The 15,242-nt window shown below is 64.8% G+C and carries 14 protein-coding genes; 3 read left to right on the forward strand and 11 right to left on the reverse strand.

What is annotated here, in order from left to right; translation table 11 throughout:
- Window positions 1-145 precede the first annotated feature (145 nt).
- The 10 genes from Q0071_RS01960 to Q0071_RS02005 all read right to left on the reverse strand — a co-directional run bounded on the left by Q0071_RS01960 (window position 146) and on the right by Q0071_RS02005 (window position 11,865).
- Window positions 146-2,248, reverse strand: coding sequence for a PQQ-dependent dehydrogenase, methanol/ethanol family (locus tag Q0071_RS01960; RefSeq protein ID WP_298164727.1), 2,103 nt, complete (start codon window positions 2,246-2,248; stop codon window positions 146-148).
- Between the two features lie 101 nt (window positions 2,249-2,349).
- On the reverse strand, window positions 2,350-3,915 hold the full coding sequence (locus tag Q0071_RS01965; RefSeq protein WP_298164730.1) for an AMP-binding protein: 1,566 nt from the start codon (window positions 3,913-3,915) through the stop codon (window positions 2,350-2,352).
- Window positions 3,916-3,922: 7 nt separating this feature from the next.
- Complete coding sequence (locus Q0071_RS01970) at window positions 3,923-4,708, reverse strand: glutathione binding-like protein (RefSeq protein WP_298164732.1); 786 nt, start codon at window positions 4,706-4,708, stop codon at window positions 3,923-3,925.
- A complete protein-coding gene (locus tag Q0071_RS01975; protein WP_298164734.1) occupies window positions 4,708-5,487 on the reverse strand; it encodes a glutathione S-transferase family protein in 780 nt (259 codons plus the stop codon). The genes Q0071_RS01970 and Q0071_RS01975 overlap by 1 nt, the downstream gene beginning before the upstream one ends.
- 199 nt (window positions 5,488-5,686) lie before the next feature.
- Window positions 5,687-6,061, reverse strand: coding sequence for a hypothetical protein (locus Q0071_RS01980; protein WP_298164736.1), 375 nt, complete (start codon window positions 6,059-6,061; stop codon window positions 5,687-5,689).
- Window positions 6,061-6,459 carry a cytochrome c gene (locus Q0071_RS01985; protein WP_298164738.1) on the reverse strand — a complete coding sequence of 133 codons (399 nt, stop codon included), beginning with the start codon at window positions 6,457-6,459 and terminating at the stop codon, window positions 6,061-6,063. The genes Q0071_RS01980 and Q0071_RS01985 overlap by 1 nt, the downstream gene beginning before the upstream one ends.
- Window positions 6,456-8,042, reverse strand: coding sequence for an FAD-binding oxidoreductase (locus Q0071_RS01990; RefSeq protein WP_298164741.1), 1,587 nt, complete (start codon window positions 8,040-8,042; stop codon window positions 6,456-6,458). Before Q0071_RS01990 ends, Q0071_RS01985 begins: the two co-directional genes overlap by 4 nt.
- 66 nt (window positions 8,043-8,108) lie before the next feature.
- The gene (locus tag Q0071_RS01995; RefSeq protein ID WP_298164745.1) at window positions 8,109-8,606 is read right to left on the reverse strand and encodes a DUF3237 domain-containing protein; all 498 of its coding nucleotides are present in this window, start codon (window positions 8,604-8,606) and stop codon (window positions 8,109-8,111) included.
- Window positions 8,607-8,734: 128 nt separating this feature from the next.
- Window positions 8,735-10,903 (reverse strand): PQQ-dependent dehydrogenase, methanol/ethanol family, encoded by a 2,169-nt coding sequence (locus Q0071_RS02000; protein WP_298164747.1) that lies wholly within the window; start codon window positions 10,901-10,903, stop codon window positions 8,735-8,737.
- 92 nt (window positions 10,904-10,995) lie between these two features.
- On the reverse strand, window positions 10,996-11,865 hold the full coding sequence (locus Q0071_RS02005; RefSeq protein WP_298164749.1) for a hypothetical protein: 870 nt from the start codon (window positions 11,863-11,865) through the stop codon (window positions 10,996-10,998).
- 68 nt (window positions 11,866-11,933) lie between these two features.
- Between Q0071_RS02005 and Q0071_RS02010 the strand changes: the two genes are divergently transcribed.
- Genes Q0071_RS02010 through Q0071_RS02020 form a run of 3 tightly spaced genes read left to right on the forward strand, consistent with a single transcriptional unit; the run spans window position 11,934 to window position 13,542 of the window.
- The gene (locus Q0071_RS02010) at window positions 11,934-12,323 is read left to right on the forward strand and encodes a nuclear transport factor 2 family protein (RefSeq protein WP_298164751.1); all 390 of its coding nucleotides are present in this window, start codon (window positions 11,934-11,936) and stop codon (window positions 12,321-12,323) included.
- Window positions 12,324-12,337: 14 nt separating this feature from the next.
- Window positions 12,338-12,793: a nuclear transport factor 2 family protein gene (locus Q0071_RS02015; protein WP_298164753.1), complete on the forward strand. Its 456-nt coding sequence runs from the start codon at window positions 12,338-12,340 to the stop codon at window positions 12,791-12,793.
- Between the two features lie 8 nt (window positions 12,794-12,801).
- Entirely contained in the window at window positions 12,802-13,542 is a 741-nt protein-coding gene (locus tag Q0071_RS02020) for an SDR family oxidoreductase (protein WP_298164755.1), read from the forward strand.
- A gap of 130 nt (window positions 13,543-13,672) precedes the next feature.
- Here Q0071_RS02020 and Q0071_RS02025 read toward each other — a convergent pair whose 3' ends face one another.
- A complete protein-coding gene (locus tag Q0071_RS02025) occupies window positions 13,673-15,142 on the reverse strand; it encodes an aldehyde dehydrogenase (protein ID WP_298164758.1) in 1,470 nt (489 codons plus the stop codon).
- Window positions 15,143-15,242: the final 100 nt, after the last annotated feature.

Consider the following 15,242-nt stretch of genomic DNA (forward strand, 5'->3'; position numbering starts at 1 on the left):
CCTGGCCGATCACCTGCTCGTTCGCCGGGTTCACCACGTCGAGCGCGGTGGCAGTGGTCACCAGTTCGCCGTCGATCAGATTGGGGTAGAGTTTGGTCATGGGTCTCTCCGTCCTCTATGGATTGTTCTAAGTTATAGCATTTTGTCAGCGCGATGCCAATGCCTGGTCCTTCAGGGCCTTGTCTTCGTTGGCACGCTTGATGAGATACATGCGGATCGCCTCCGCGTCAGCGGGCTTGAGCGCTGATTTGAACGAAACCATGCCCAGTTCGTGGAGCTGGCCTCCGATCACCACGGCCTTCAGCGCGTCGGCGGAATTGATGATCGCCGAGTGGCGCAGATCGGGGTTGAGCCCACCCGAAACCGCCGCATCGCCGTGGCAGACCGAGCAATAGCGACCATAGAGCTGCCCGCCGTGCGTCGCCTGTGCCATCGTGCCGGTGAACGGCGGCGGATCGAGCACCATCTGGTTCATCGGAGGCGCTTCGGGCAGCTGGCCCTTGGCGCCGAGCTTGAACACCAGCAGGCGGCTGATGTTGCGTGCCGCGCCGGCCTTGTTGGCCAGCACACCGGTGGCGATATCCCACACGCCGCCCCAGCCGGCGAGGATGGCGACATACTGCTCGCCATCGATCGCATAGGTCATCGGCGCGGCGATGATCCCGGTCTGCGCCGGGAACGACCACAGCTTCTCGCCCTTGTTCGCGGTATAGGCCACGAATTCGCCCGCAGCCGTGCCCTGGAACACGAGGTTGCCCGCGGTCGAAAGCACGCCGCCGTTAGAGGGGCCGATGAGATCGACCTTCCACGCCGGCTTCCGATTCGCCACGTCCCACGCCACCAGTTGCCCGGTGGTCGCCGCCTTCGCACCCGCCTGCACCTTGGCATCGGCCGGCATCGCCACGGCATAACCGTCAAGACCCGTCTGGAACCCGATATCGGTCGGCTTCCAGCCCGCCGCCGCCATATAGGGGAACGCAGCAAGGTTGGTCGGGATGTAGAGGTAGCCGGTCTTCGGGCTGTAGCTCTGCGGCTGCCAGCTATGCGCGCCAACTGCGCCGGGCAGGCTGACGAAGGGCTTGCCTGTCTTTTCGTAGCGCGCATCGGGGTTGATGGTCGGGCGCCCGGTCTCGGGATCGACTGCCGTTGCCCAGTTCACCGGAACCCAGGGCGTGGCCGAAAGGAACTTGCCGGTCTTCACATCGAGCACATAGACGTGCCCGTTCTTGGGCGCGTGCATGGCCACGTGGCGCTTCTCGCCGCCGATCACCACATCGGCAATCGTGATCTGCTGATCCGAGTCGAAGTCCCAGCGGTCTTCCGGCGTCTCCTGGAAATGCCACGCGTACTGGCCCGTATCGGCATTCACCGCCACGATTGACGAGGTGTAGAGGCTGTCGCCCGCACGGCCGTTGGCAGCCGGATTCCACGGCTCGGCATTGCCGGTGCCGAAGAGCACGAGGTTGGTTGCCGGATCGTAAGTGATCGAATCCCACACGGTGCCGCCGCCGCCAAGGGTCCACCACTTGTTGCCCCAGGTCTTGGCCGCCGCCTCATGCGCCGCCTTGTTGACGCCTTCGACACCGAAGCCCTTGGCGGGGTTGCCCGGCACGGTGTTGAAGCGCCACACTTCCTTGCCCGTCTCCGGGTCATAGGCCGCGATATAGCCGCGCGCCTTGTATTCCGCGCCAGCCGCGCCGATCAGCACCCGGCCCTTCACGATGCGCGGCGCACCGGTGATCGTGTAGTCGGTCTGGTTGGGAACCGTGACTTTTTCCCAGATCACCTTGCCCGTCTTCTGATCGAGCGCGATCAGCCGGCCATCCAGCGCCGCGACAAACAGCTTGTCGCCATAAAGCGCCACACCCCGGTTCACCGCATCGCAGCAGGTGCGCACCAGGGTTTCGCGCGGCACCTTGGGATCATAGGCCCACAGCGGCTTGCCGGTCTTCGCATCATAGGCCTTCACCATCGACCATGCGGTCGAGACATAGAGCACGCCGTCGTGCATCAGCGGGGTGGCTTCCTGCCCGCGTGCGGTGTCAAGGTCGGCATACCAGGCAAGGCCCAGCTGATCGACGTTGTACTCATTGACCTGCTTGAGCGGCGAATAGCGCTGCTCGGCATAGTCGCGGCCATAGCTCAGCCATTCGCCCGCCGGCACGCTCAGCAACATCGCGTCGGTCACCCCGGCAATCGCACCCGATTGCGCCACCGCCCCCGCTGAAAGCGCGAGAACCGATGCCATGGCCAACTTGCGAACGAACGAAACGCGCATATCCGTCACCTTCTCCTGACTGCCCGGTGCGACCCCGGATCACTTTAACCGGCTGTTTAAACGACCCTCGGTCAATTCACCATACGCTGCGCGTCGCCCCAGTACTTTTTGCGCAGCGCCTTCTTGTCCATCTTGCCCGCAGCGGTGCGGGGAATGGCATCGATGAACTCGATCGATTTGGGCGCCTTCACGCCGCCGAGGCGCTGTTTGGTATAGGCGATGATTTCCTCGCCGGTGATCCCCTCGGCCACGACCACGGCGTGAACCTGCTCGCCCCACTTCTCGTGCGGGATGCCGAATACGCAGGCCTCTCGCACTTGCGCCAGCTCCGTCACCGCCGCCTCGACTTCGGCGGTGAAGACGTTGAAGCCCCCCGAGACGACCATGTCCTTCTTGCGGTCGACGATATAGAGATAGCCATCCGCATCGAACTTGCCGACGTCGCCCGTATGGTGCCAGCCGAACTTGCGGATTTCGGCGGTTTCCTCGGGCTTCTCGAAGTAGGAATGCGTCACCAGCGCGCCGCGCACGCAGATCTCGCCCGCCTCGCCCAGCGGCATGTGATTGCCGTCGTCGTCCATCAGCGTGACCTTGATCGAGCGGGTCGGCTTACCGCACGAGGCGAGCTTTTCCGGCGCCGCCTTGGCAAAGCGCGCCACGTCCTCGGGCGGGAACCACGCCACGATCATCGGGCATTCAACCTGGCCATAAGCCTGGCACATGCACGGACCGAAGATTTCCACCGCCTGCCGCAGCTTTTCCGGGCTGCAGGGCGATCCGACGAGGATAAAGATCTTCAGCGACGAATAATCGTGCTTCCCGATCTCCGGGCTAGCGAGGCACTGGTACATCGCCGTTGGCGGCAGATACATGTGCGTGACCTTGTATTCCTCGATCGTGCGCAGCACGTCCTCGGCATCAAAGCCCGGCAGGATCACCTGCGTTGCGCCAAGGCTCATCGTCGAGAGCGCAATCGGCCCCGCCGCATGCGTGATCGGCGCGGAAACCAGCGCGACTGGATTGTCGGTGCGCCCGCCCATGCCGTCCGCCGCCGTCTCGATCATCGTGCCCCAGCCGAGGTTGGTCACGTTAGCGCCCTTCGAAGGCCCGGTCGTGCCGCCGGTGGGGAAGATGCCGACCATGTCCATCAAGTTGCCGAACGCATCGGTCTCGGGCTCGACGAAATCGGCCTCGCTCACCCCGGCCATGAACTCCTCGAGGCTGGGGTCATCGCCCATGCGCTGATCGAGGCACACGAAGTGCTGGAGCGTGGGGCACAGGCCCTTGAGCTGCTGCACCTCGTCGGCCTTCGACGAGTGGTAGATCATCCACTTCAGCCGCACGTAGTTGATATAGGCCGCATTGGCCTCGATCGCGTTGCGCGTGTTGACCGGGATCCACTTGCCGTTGGCGCGCCACATCGCCAGCACCACCACCAGCAGCATGCCGTCGTTCGGGCCATAAAGCCCGAGCAGGTCCTGATTCTCGAACCCGCCTTTCTGGAGTGCCGCGGCAATGCGCTCGGAAAGCGCCTTGGTCTCGGCAAAGGTCAGCTTCAGGCCGGATTCGGTATCGATGATCGCAAGGCGCGAAGGATCGCGGTCATGGCCACGGTCAAAGTAGTCGATTGCACGCATCGTGCTTTCATCCCCAACGGTTGATTTCCGGGCCAGGCGCCCAAGTTTTAAGCGGTTCCGGCGTGTTGGCCATGGCCAAAGCTGCCAGAATACAGGGCCGAACCGCCACGCGCGCCAGCCAGGCACGGGTCAGCGGCGTTTCGGCGAAGGCTTCGGGACGGACCAGTTCCATCCCCGCCAGCCAGCTGTAGGTGACCAGATCGGCAATCGAGAACGCGCCCATCAGGAACTCGCGTCCATCGGCCAGCTTGTCCTCGCAGCGCTGCGCGGCCTGATCGACCTTGGCCTCGCTGTCCGCCACTTGGGCGGGGTCGGCCCTGCCCTCGTGCAGCGCCTGCCAGCGCGCGCGCAGGTCGTCCGAAACGACCGAGGCTGCCAGCGCGGCAAAGTCACTCGCCGGGATCGCGGCAATCGCCGCTTGCGAATGCGCCAGATTGCCCAGCAGTGCCGCCGCCGGCGAAAGCCGCTCGGTGATCTGGCGGCACCACATCAGCATTTCCCAATGCGCGTAGGCGTCATCCGGCTGGAGCCCGCAGCCCCCCGCCAGTTCGTCGAGATACTTTGCGAGGAACACCGACTCGGTCATCGCCTCGCCGCCGATCACCAGCACTGGCCCCTCGCCCTCGATCCCCAGATCGAGCGCGATCGGCTCGGCAATCTCCGGCAGGGCGTGCCGCGCGCCGCTCAGGAGGTCGATCGGGCGGCAGGGAATGTCGAGCCCGCTCTCGGCCAGTGCGGCCAGCACGGTCAGCGAAGCGCCATTGGGCTCGCCATGATAAAGCACCAGCTCCATCAGATGATCCCTTCCATCATCAGGCTATAGCGCGCCGCCATGTCGGTCTTGCCCATCGCCCATGTCTTGCCCACCGCCTCGCGCTCATAGACGCGCTTCAGCCAGCGCATGATGTTGGGCGTCTTGTCCTTGCTGGCGAGATCGGGCTGCGAAAGCGGCAGCGAATAGGTCGAATTGAAGATGTTGATATCGGCCAGGCTGTAAGCATCCGAGCCGACATAATCCCGCTTGCCCAGCTCTTCCTCGAGCTTGGCGACGCCCAGCGCCACGCGGCGGCGGCTTTCGGCCATTTCCTCCGCGCTGAAATCGCCATTGATCGCCTTCTTCCACGCCCTGCGCCGCTCGGGCAGCGGAATGCGTTCAATCGCGGCGGCCAGTTCCTCCGGATCGCGCTCCCGCACGCGCGGGCCGACGAACACGCTCCAGCCGATCATCGAGAAGCTGGGGCCGAGCCACTGGTCCATGAACTTCATCCACCAGCGCACGCGCCAGCGGTCCTGCGCGTCCGCCGGCATCAGGTCCGGCCCCGGGAACGCGGCGTTCACATATTCCATGATCGCGGTGCTTTCGGTCAGCACACGCGATCCCCAAGGTCCTTGGTGCGTCATCGCCGGGATCGTGCCCTGCGGATTGATCGCAAGGTATTCCGGCTTGTGCTGATCGAACTGCAGCATATCGATGTAGTGGCTGGCAAAGGGCACGCCCTTTTCCATCAGCGCCAACATCGGCTTGCCCGAATTGGCGTTGGGCTCCCAGTGATAGAGCGTCACGTCGGTCATGCGTCGAGCACCATGGCAGCAAGCTCTCTCCCGACTCCGGACATGCGGAGCTGATTGTTAGTGTTACATACTAAATCAGCTAGCCTGACGGTTCAAGCAGTCCTGCCCGCAGAGGCAGATCGCAGCACCCGCTTAGGCGCTAGTCCGCCCGCGCGCTAAGTGCTCTGGAGCGATCAGATTTCACTGGGGGAAACAGCCCTCAGCGCGCGGCCATGCTCCAGCGCAGCAGGCCATCATGGCCGGACAGCGGCGCCGAAGCGCGCGTCTCGACCGTCCGCCGCAGGCCCTGCTCTTCCAGCAGGCCGCGCAGCACCGTCCAGTCGCTCCACCGGGTCAGCCCTTCGATGCGGCTGGCCCCCACCAGCGCTGCATGGGCATCCCGCAGAGACACAGCCGCTAGATCGATCCCCCGCCCGCCTGCAAAGCTCGCGGATTCAGCCAGACGGCTGTCGTAAACGATCACCGCCGTTACTTCCGCCGCCACTCCGGCCGCCGCCTGCGCCGCCACCGGAACAGCCGCCACCGCGCCAGCAAGCGCCCCGCCTTTCAGCACCCCGCGCCGCGTGGTCCGCATCAGCCCGCCTTCCCGAGGTACTTCGAGACCGCATCCAGCTCGGCATCGGTCACATCCACCTTGGTTTGCGCCGGCATCGCGCCCTTGCCCATGCGCACCACGCTCTTCACATAGTCCGCTGTCAGGTCGGTGCGGTTGGCAAGCAGGCCCTTGTCCGGCGTCTCACCCATCATCATGCGCTGCTTGGTGAGGAGGTTGGTGCCCATCCCGCCGGCAAGGTGGCAATAGCCGCAGTGGACCTGAAACAGCACCTTGCCGTCCCCGCCCGGCTTCAGCCGGTCACCCGCTGGTGCCTCGCCGCGCACCTGGTAGGGCGGCGGCGGTCCCGGCGGAGGACCGGGAGGAAGGGCCGCAGCGGCGGACGCGAGCAATCCGGCTGCCAGGATCAGGCGCTTCATGCCTTGCCTCCCGAATTCTTGGCCCGCTGGGCGGCATAGGCGGCGGGCCAGATGCCCTGCTTGCCGGGTGCAACGATTCCATTGGGATCGAGCGCGTTTTTCACCTTCTCGCCAAAGCGGCGCAGCGCATGGCCGTTGAAATCGAAGGTGTCCATCACAGGGTCCATCCAGCCAAGGTGGGTGCGGTATTCGGCATAGCCTGCCTTGGCCGTCTCCGTGATCAGCGCATCGAACAGGCGGCGCATTTTCACCACTTCCTCGGCGTTGTCGCGGTCATACATCAGCATGTTGACGTTGTTGGCAAAGCGCCCGCCAATGGTGAAGCTGGCGTAGAAGTCCACGTCGAAGTCCGCGATGATTTTGCGGCTGCGGTGCATCTGATCGAGCACGTGCTTGCCGGTCGCAGGCACCACCGGCGAAAAGCCCATGTGCGCGCCGCGTCCGCCGATCCAGTCGCTCATCTGCAGCGGCACGGCAGACGGGATGCCCATCGTGATCTCGACCCCGTGGATATAGTCGCCCGGATGCCACCAATGCTCGGCAGGCGGGGTCTTGAGGTTGCGCTCCATCGCCGCCTTCACCACCGCAGCCTTGGCCTTGACCACGCCTTCATCACCGTAGAACCGCAACGCGACCTGCCAATAGCCCAGCTTGTGCTCCTTGAGCAGTTCTTCCACGCGCGCTTCCGGAATCGCACCCGGCTTGTCCCAGAAATCCTTGCGCTGGCCTTTCAGCACCATCTTGCCAAGCCAGCTCGGGATGAACACGTTCTGGTCGATCAGCCCGGAAATCTTCAGCGGCGCAATCGTATCGATCACCCAGCCGATATCGTCCACCGCCGGGATATCCCACACCAGTTCAAGCGATGTCTCGGGCGCGGGCTGCAACCACAGACCGGCCTTGGTCACGATGCCGAGATTAGACTGCGAGAAGGCCAGATCAAACGTCGGGCCATAGCTCATCGGAAAGAGATGGAAGGCCGGGTTGTTCGTCATCGCGCCCATGCCTGTGCGCATCAGATCGCCGTCCGGCAGCACCGCCTCGATCCCGCACAGATTGCGCGCGTGGAGGCCATAAGAGGTATAGCCGATGCCGTGCTCCAGCGCATTTCCGAGCACCGAGCCCCAGGCATTGCCTGGCACCGAAAGCCACAGCGGAGCCTTCTCGCGCTGGATATGCTCATAGAGATCAAAGAAGCCGACCCCCGGCTCGATCACGCAGTAGGCCAGCGCGCTATCGAGCTCGAGCACCTTGTTCATGCGCCCCAGATCGAGCACGATCGAACCCTGCAGGCGCGGCGCAGCAGTGCCATAGCCCAGGTTCTTGCCGCGCGAGACCGGCCAGAGCGGCGTCTTGTGCTCGTTCGCCAGCCGCACGATCGCGCGCACTTCCTCTACGCTGGCGGGCGCAATCGCCGCGCCTGCCGGCCATTCCTCCGAAGAGCCGGGCGCATAGACATCGGAATAGGCGTCGCGGTCGGCGTCACTCGCCATGACCCAATCCTTGCCCACCACTCCGGCCGCAGCCGTGAGCATGGCATCGAACGTCTTGGGGCTGACGCGGGGCGGCAGGTGCAGCTTCACCGGCGGAATTCTCCCATGTGTATTTTCTACCAATTGTTAGCGTTGTGGCGCGCGAAGGCCGCCGCGTCAAGTCAGCGCATAATACCGCACGTGGTTTCCATCCGGCCGCCGCTCGCCCACGCCGATGAACACGTGCCGCGTCAGCCAGTCGTGCGGACCCTTGCTCGTCTCGAAAGTCGGCTGCGCGCGCAGATAGTATTCGGCATGCGGCACCGGCGCGCCGCCCGCGAAGGCCCAGTTGCGCAGCCGCTCCATCGTCCCCGGCTCGCGCCCCCAGAGGAATCCCTTGTTCTGCATGTAGATCAGCGTGCCATCATCGACTTCGAGCATATAGCGCGCATCGAACACCGCCGTGTCATCGGGCCGGAAGAAGGCATAATCGCCGCCCGAATTGGGCACCGCACGGCCCTTCAGCCGCGGCCCCTCGAACTCGCCATCATCGACATAAACCGCGCTGCGCATGCCCCCCGTTGGCACATCAGGCACCACCTGCACGCGGGTGAAGCGCAAGGTGCAGGCAAAGGCAAACTCCAGCCTGGGGTTGTCGAGTGTCGAAAAGTCCATGATCAACGTTTCCTTCTAAACCCCACAAACCCCATCCCCGCTCACCCTGAGCCAGTCGAAGGGTGCTGGCGCAACCGCCGCGCAGGATGCTTCGACAAGCTCAGCATGAGCGGTTTTGGATTGGGTTCTCAATAATTGCTCAAGATCGTCAGGCTCGGCCCATCCAGCGGCTTGCCCGCCTTCACCTTCGCCAGTTCATCGGCCCGCGTCTGCTTCTGCTGGTCGATCAGATAGGCATGGATCGAATCGGCATCGCCGGGGGAAAGCACATCATCCCAGCGCGGCATCCCGCCCGGCACCAGCGCGCCTTCCAGCACGATCTGGCGGAACATTGCGTGCGTCCCCGGCTGCATCCGGCGCAAGTCCGGCGTGATCGAGCGGTGGCGGTTGGCATGGCAGATCGCGCAATTGCCGAAGAACAGCCCCTGCCCGCGCGCAATTGTCTCCGCCGTCACCCCCGCCGCCTGCGCAGGTGGTTCGGGCGCAACTTCGAGCGGCGGCAGCAGCGGCGGCTCCTTCACCTTGCCCCCGCCCAGCTTGAACACAAGCAGACGGTTCAGATTGCCCCGGTCATAAGCGGCGGCATAGCGCGGCACGAACGGGAACCCGCCACCGCCCCACCCGGCCATGACCGCGATGTATTGCACCCCGTTCACCTGATAGGTCATCGGCGCGGCCATGATCGGCGTGCCGGTCTTGATGCTCTTCAGCACCTTGCCGGTCTTCGCATCGCGGACAAACAGCGTGCCCCCCACGTTGCCGTGGATCAGCAACCCCGATGCCGTCGTCAGCACTCCCGCGCGGTCCTGCCACCCGGCCGTATCAGCCGCCCACACCGTCTTGCCGGTCAGCGGCTCGATCGCGCGGATCTGCGCCTTGCCGGGATCGCGCAGCGCCTCGGCATAGGCGGGCAGCGCACGCACCGCATCGGCCATCGGCGCGGGAAAAGCCGCCAGCGCCTCCTTCACGTCGGTCGTGAAGATCAGCGCCGCATCGTTGTTGAGGCCCCGCGCCTTCAGCGGCTTCTGCCCCGGCGTCATGAAGATCAGGTTCCCCAGATCAAGCACCGCTGCATAGTAAAGCCCCGTCGCCGGATCGAACGAAGCCGGATGCCAGTTGCGCGCGCCCGGAGTAGCGGGAAACACGATCTTCGGCCCTGCCGTGTAATCGCTTTGTTCGGGCGTCAGGATCGGCCGCCCCGTCGCCGGATCGATCCCCTTCGCCCAGTTCATCCGCACCAGCGGACTGGCCTTGAGCAGCTTCCCGGTTCCCCGGTCGATCACATAAAGAAAGCCGTTCTTGGGCGCATGCAGGATCACCGACCGATCCGCCCCGTCCACCCTCAAGTGCGTCAGGATCAGCGGCTGGGTAGAGGTGAAGTCCCAGTTGTCGCCAGGCGTTTCCTGATAGTGCCAGACCATCCGGCCCGTCTTCGGATCAAGCGCGACGAGGCTGCCGAGATAGAGGTTGTCACCCCCGGCCGGGCTGCGCTTCGAAGTCGCATAAGGCCCGCCATTGCCCGTACCGACGAGCAGATAGCCCGTCTCCGGATCGAACGCGATGGCATCCCACGGTGCACCGCCGCCGCCAATGTCCCAGCGGCTCTTCGGATCCCAGGTCGCCAGCGCCTTCTCAAGTTCGGGCGTTTCCTGCGGTCCCAACGCCGGATCGCGCGGCACCACATGCCAGCGCCAGCGCAGCTTGCCCGTTTCCAGATCGAGTGCGGTCACATAACCGCGCACATCGTATTCCGCGCCCGCCATGCCGATCACAACGACATCGCCAGCAATCTCCGGCGCGCCAGTCGAATTGTCGCCCTTGCGGCGGTTCTCGATGAAATCGCTTTTCCAGACCACCGCGCCGGTCTTCGCATCCAGCGCATAGAGCCAGCCATCGAGCGTCGCGACGTAGACCTTGCCCCGCGCCACCGCGACGCCGCGGTTGACCATGTCGCAGCACGCCGTGCGATTGAGCTGCATGTCGATCTCGGGCTCGAAGGCCCAGAGCTGCTTGCCCGTCGCGGCATCCCAGGCATAGGCCCGCCCCGCCACGCCCGAGCTATAAAGCACCCCGCCGACCATGACCGGCGTCGCTTCCATGCCGCGCATGGTGCCAAGCTCGACCTGCCAGGCAAGGCCCAGCTTGCCGACATTATGCGCGTTGATCCCGGTCAGCGCAGAATGGTGCGTCTTGCCCGCATCCCCGCCCGGGCTGGTCCATTCGCTCCCCGCGCCGACCATCGGCGGCGCAGCGCCAAGGGCGAGTGCGGCGAGTGCTGCGCAAGCACCCTTCGACAAGCTCAGGGTGAGCGGACTTCTTTTTGAGGCATTACCCCCAACGCCGCTCATCCTGAGCCTGTCGAAGGATGCCCGCACAACACCGGCCCCCATCACAGCGAATCCCACGGGCTCGGCATCCGATAGGGCACCGTGATGAAGTTCGCCTCGATCTGCTCGATCATCCCGTGGTCGATCTTGAACAGCTCGGAGATATAGAAGCTGTGTGGCCGCCGCACCGGGCTCTTCACTGTGCGCCCGTCGGTCAGTTGATACTCGTCGATCCGGCCCGAATGGTCGATGAAGCCATAGGCCAGCACCAGCCCGCGCTCCTCATCCACCAGCGGAAAGCGCCGCGCGCGCAAGTCGTCGTCATAGCGGTAGTTGCCCATGCGGAACTGCTCTTCGCAGCCCAGCGCAGAAACCGGCACGATCTTGGCAAACTCCGGGTTGCGCGTCGTCTGCACGCCGTTTTCCACCCGGTTGCAATCGGGATGGAACTTGGTGTGGATCGTCCCGTCGTTGCGCTGGAGCGTATCGAAATAGCCGTTGGAAAGCGCCACCATCTCCGCGCGCGGCACCGGGGCCACCACTTCGCGGTGCAGGATCGGCTTGTCCCAATAGCGGCAGTTCTCGAACTTTATGCCGCTGTCCGATTGCCGCACGATCAGCATCTCGCACTCGGCAATCGCGCCCGCCGCATCGATCTTCAGCCGCAGCGTGAAGGCCGATTCCTCGATCGCCTCGATCACCGTGCCGAAATAGCCGACCTGCCCTGTGCGGGTATCCGCAAACCGCAGCTGATACTCGCCCAGCTTCTGGATCGTGCCCCAAACCCCGTCGCCGATCTCCAGCATCACATTGTTTTCGCTGTGATACGCACCTTCGGCCCAGTCCAGCCGAGTGTGGTCGCCCACATTCAGCGCGGCGAGAAATGCATCGAGTGCGGCGTAAAGACCGGCGCGGTCCATAATCTCTCCCATGGGGGCTTTACCGCCCTTCGAATTCCGGCATACCGTATCAAATGTTAGAATAAAAGGGGAGAGAGTCGATGGCGCGAACCGCCACGGAACAGGCCAATCATGATCTAGTGATCGAGATGTACCACAAGGTCCTCATCGCCATGGATAGCAGCGCGGTGGACCGCTACATTTCGCCCGATTACATCCAGCACTCCATGCTCGCCCCGCCCGGAGTGGACGCGCTGAAAGCCTTTCTCGATCACGTGAAGCGGGAATCCCCCGATGCAAAGCAAACCATTCACCGCAGCTTTGCCGATGGGAACCACGTGATCGTCCACACCCATGTCGAGCGCTGGCCGGGCGATCCGGGCCTTGCCGTGGTCGATATCTTCCGCTGCGAAAATGGCATGATCGTCGAGCACTGGGACGTGCTGCAGGACGTGCCCGCCAATCCCGTCAATCCCAACTCGATGTTCTGACCAAGGAGCCCCCGATGCGCCTCGCTGCCCTAGCCGCTCTCGCCCTCCTCGCCGCGCCCGCCGCCGCTCAGGCCAAAACCTGCAAACTCACGCCCAAACAGGTCGTCACGCAGTTCCTCCACGAATTCTACATCGAGAAGAAGGTGCGCTCCTCGTTCGAGAAGTGGGTCGATCCGGGCTATATCCAGCACAACCCTTATGCACAGACCGGGCGCGAGGCCGCCATCGCGTTCCTCACGAAATTCGTCGAGGGCAACCCCGGCCAGCGCACGAAAATTCACCGCGTGATCGCCGATGGCAACCTCGTCGCCGCGCACAGCCACGGCTGGCAGGAAGACGGCACGCCCGAACAGAAGCGCGGCTTTGCCGTGGTCGACATGTTCCGCGTGCAAGGCTGCAAGGTCATGGAGCACTGGGACGTGATCAGCCCCGTGCCGGAGACGTCCGCCAACACCAACACGATGTTCTGAGGGGCCCCATGCGCTTTACCGACAAATGCGTCGTGATCCTCGGTGGCAATGCCGGGATCGGGCTCGCCGCCGCGAAAATGTTCGCGGCGGAAGGTGCCAAGCTCGCCATCACCGGCCGCAATCGCGAGACGCTTGCCGCCGCCGCCGAAGAACTGGGCGCACTCGGCATCGCCAGCGACATGGGCGATGTGGTGCAAACCAAAGCCGCGCTCACCGAAATCGAGCACGCGCTCGGCGGGATCGACGTCCTCTTCGTCAACGCCGGGGTCGGCGGGTTTGCCGCCATGCCGCACGTGACCGAGGAATTCTGGGACGGCATCCACAACGTCAACCTGCGCGGCGCCTTCTTCGCGATCCAGTCCGCACTGCCCCTGCTGCGCGATGGCGGCGCCATCGTCATCACCGGCTCGATCGGCAGCGAACTCGCGCTCGCCGGGAACGTGGCCTACGCCTCCGCCAAGGCCGGCCTGCGCGCCATGGCCCGCACCGTCGGCAAGGAACTCCTCCCGCGCAAGATCCGCGTCAACATGGTGAGCCCTGGCCCCACCGAGACCGAGATCTTCAAGCGCGGCGCCAGCGAGGCCGAGATCGAGGCCACCCGCGCGATGCTCGGCGGCGTCGTCCCCCTGGGCCGCATGGGCGAGGCCGAGGAAGTCGCCCGCGCCGTCCTCTTCCTCGCCAGCGCAGAGGCCAGCTTCATCAACGGCGTCGATCTCTACGTGGACGGCGGCTGCGTGGAGCTGGGGTAAGCACAACCCGTTTTCGTCGGCCCGTGCTTGACACGGGCCTTGGCTTTCCTTGCGCACCGCCGCGCCGGAAGAAGAGCCTAGCCCCGTGTCAAGCACGGGGCGACGAAGCGTAAACGCATAGTTTGGGGGGCTAAAGCGCGCTCGGCACCCCATCGAGCAGCAGCGTCTTCACCTCCAGATAGGGCATCAACCCCTCGCGCCCGCCCTCACGGCCGATCCCCGATTGCTTGAACCCGCCATAAGGCAGCCCGAAATCCATCCTGAGGCCATTCTGCCCAAACCCGCCCGTGCGCACCCGCCGCCCGATCCGGTACGCCGCATCCACATCATGTGTCAGCACCGAACCGTTCAGCCCGAAGCGCGAATCATTGGCGATGCGGATCATGTCCTCCTCGTCCTCCGCCGGGATCAGGCTGAGCACCGGGCCGAAGATCTCCTCCTGTGCAATCCGGCTGTCGTTCGGCACATTGGCGAACAGTGTCGGCTCGATGAAATAGCCCTGATTGAGGTGCGCCGGCCGCGCCCCGCCGCAGACCAGATCGGCCACTTTGCGGCCTTCCTCGATATACATCTCCACCCGGTCGCGCTGGCGCTTCATCGCCAGCGGCCCCAGCTGCGTTCGCGGGTCATCCGAATGGCCGATCACCACCTGCCGCATCTCGCCCGCAATCGCCTCGGCCAGCTCGTCATGCCGCGTGCGCGGCACGATCACGCGGCTCAGCATCGCGCAGACCTGCCCGCTCATCATCGTGATCGTGCCCGCCAGCATCTTCGCGGCGATCGGAATCGGGAAATCATCGCGCACCAGCGCGGCGGACTTGCCGCCCAGCTCCAGCGTGCAGCGCGCGATCCGCTCTCCGCAGACCGATGCGATGCGCTGCCCCGCCACGGTCGATCCGGTGAACGTCACCTTGTCCACGCCGTGGTTGCAGACGAGGTGGTCGCTCGCCTCGCGGTGCCCGGTCACGAGGTTCACCACCCCCGCCGGTAGCCCCGCCGCCTCCGCTGCCTCGGCAATGATATAGGCCTCCAGCGGCGTTTCGGGCGAAGGCTTCATGATCACCGGGCATCCCGCGAGCAGCGCATAGGCCACCTTGTTCGCCATGATCCCGAACGGCCCGTTCCACGGCGCAATGGCAGCGACCACGCCGACTGGCTCGTGCACCACGAAGCCCGCCGCCGCGCCCATGCTCGGCCGCTGCTCGACAAATGCGAAGTCCTCGGCAATCGCGGCAATGCCTTCCAGCACCGCAACCGATCCGGCATGCATCGGCCCGGCAAAGCTGGCCAGCCCGCCCATCTGCGCCGTCCAGCACCGCGCCAGTTCATCCACCCGCGCGCGCAAGTGGCCCACCACGCGCCGGAACGCTGCGATCCGCTCCGCCGGCGCCATCATCGGCCAGGGCCCATGGTCGAACGCCGCCCGCGCCGCGCTCACCGCCGCGTCCATATCGGCCTCGTCCGCCTCGGCCACGCGCGCCACCACTTGCTCGGTATCGGGCGAGATGAGCTCGATCAGTCGCCCGCTGTGGGCGGGCACCCACGCGCCGCCGATAAAGAGCTTGTCGGGATGCGCGATGGCGACGCCCGCTGGCAGCATGATACTTTCTCCCCACGGCGCCTGCTCCGGCGCATTCGACGTTGAATCTACCATTTGTTACAATTGAGGCAAGAGCGACCCAAGAAAAAAGGGGCGACCA

This window comes from Novosphingobium sp., assembly GCF_027486195.1.
In the GTDB taxonomy this organism is placed as follows: Bacteria; Pseudomonadota; Alphaproteobacteria; order Sphingomonadales; family Sphingomonadaceae; genus Novosphingobium.